This is a genomic window from Mesorhizobium sp. M7A.F.Ca.CA.003.01.2.1 (assembly GCF_003998945.1).
GTDB classification, from domain to species: Bacteria; Pseudomonadota; Alphaproteobacteria; order Rhizobiales; family Rhizobiaceae; genus Mesorhizobium; species Mesorhizobium ciceri.
The window spans coordinates 1-1,659 of record NZ_RZRA01001101.1 but is presented as its reverse complement, the minus strand read 5'-3'; the positions used below and the strand labels follow the sequence as shown (position 1 = coordinate 1,659).

2 protein-coding genes are annotated in these 1,659 nt (G+C 64.9%); one reads left to right on the top strand and one right to left on the bottom strand.

What is annotated here, in order from left to right; genetic code table 11:
- Positions 1-105 precede the first annotated feature (105 nt).
- Complete coding sequence (locus EN969_RS30135; RefSeq protein WP_013528820.1) at positions 106-750, bottom strand: arylesterase; 645 nt, start codon at positions 748-750, stop codon at positions 106-108.
- A gap of 88 nt (positions 751-838) precedes the next feature.
- On the opposite strand from EN969_RS30135, the gene EN969_RS30130 reads away from it, so the two are divergent.
- Entirely contained in the window at positions 839-1,534 is a 696-nt protein-coding gene (locus tag EN969_RS30130; protein WP_063169548.1) for an ABC transporter ATP-binding protein, read from the top strand.
- Positions 1,535-1,659: the final 125 nt, after the last annotated feature.

The following is a 1,659-nucleotide window of genomic DNA, read 5'->3' as shown; positions in this document are numbered from 1 at the left end:
ATCGAACTGTCACCCATAGCGAATCATCGATAGTCAAACGGAGCAAGAGGTTTGTTGGCCACAGTCCCTGTTAAAAGCTCGCCGGGCGGAAACAGTTCCAACCCGCTAGGAATCGCCCGGCACCGCCGCGATCACCTTCTCGACCGCGGGCAGGATGCGTTCGACCATCTGGTCGACGCCTCGTGCGCTCGGATGCAGGCCGTCCTCGAGCTGCATGCCGGGCTGGCCGGCGACGCCGTCGAGAAAGAACGGGTAGAGCGCGACGTCGTATTTCTTCGCCAGGTCCGGGAAAATGGCGTCGAAGGCGCTCTGGTAGTCGGGACCGAGATTGGGTGCGGCGCGCATGCCGGCCAGAAGCACGGCAATCTTGCGCTGCTTCAGCTTGCTCAGCATCTCGTCGAGGTTCTTTTTGGTGATGTCGGGCGAGACGCCGCGCAGCATGTCGTTGGCGCCGAGTTCGAGGATGACCAGCTGCGTGCCGTCCGGCACCGACCAGTCAAGCCGCGCCAGGCCGCCGCTCGTCGTGTCGCCGGAGACGCCGGCATTGGCGACGGTCACGTCGTGGCCTTTGGCGCCAAGCGCTGCCTGCAGCCTGTCGGTAAAGCCCTGGTCGGGTCCAAGGCCATAGCCCGCCATCAGGCTGTCACCGAAGCCGACGATCTTGAACGGCTCGGCACGCGCCGACGACATGACGCCGCAAATGGCGAGGAAAACCACGAAGCCTGCGGCAATACTGCGTTTGAAAGACATGCGGCAGGCCCCATATGAGCTAGGAATTCTCCAGTCGACGGCTTCCGGCAAGCAGAGCCTTCATTCCCAGATATAGGACGATTTCATTTTGACAGAAGCCGTCATCGCGCTGAAAGACGTGTCCCTGACCCTTGGCGAGGGCGCTTCATCGGTCCATGTGCTGAAGGGGGTGAGCCTCGACGTGGCGACCGGCGAGGCGACCGGCATCGTCGGACCTTCGGGTTCCGGCAAGTCGACCTTGCTGATGGTCCTGGCAGGCCTGGAAAGGGTCGATTCGGGTACGGTCCGAATCGCCGGCGAGCTGCTCAACGGCAAAAGCGAGGACCAGATTGCTTCGTTTCGTGGCCGAAACATTGGCATCGTGTTCCAGTCCTTCCATCTCATTCCCAACATGACGGCGCTCGAAAATGTCGCGGTGCCGCTGGAACTGGCCGGCCATTCCGATCCGTTCGCGGTGGCGGCGCGCGAGCTGGCGGCGGTTGGCCTCAGCGACCGCGTCACCCACTATCCCGGCGAATTGTCGGGCGGCGAGCAGCAGCGCGTGGCGATCGCCCGCGCATTGGCGCCGTCGCCGCGCATCCTGATCGCCGACGAGCCGACCGGCAATCTGGACCAGGCGACCGGGCGGCAGGTCGCCGACCTCCTGTTTGCGAAGGCGGCCGAGCGCGGCATGACGCTGGTGCTGGTGACGCATGATCCGGCGCTCGCGGCACGCTGTTCGCGCCAGGTTTCGATGCACTCGGGCCGGATCGAGGCACCGGCGCCGGTCAAGGTGACGGCCTGATGCCGCTGTCCCGGACGTTGAGGCTCGCTGTCCGCTTCTCGCTGCGCGAGATGCGCGGCGGCCTGTCCGGTTTCCTGATCTTCCTCGCCTGCATCGCGCTCGGCGTCGCGGCCATCGGCGGCGTC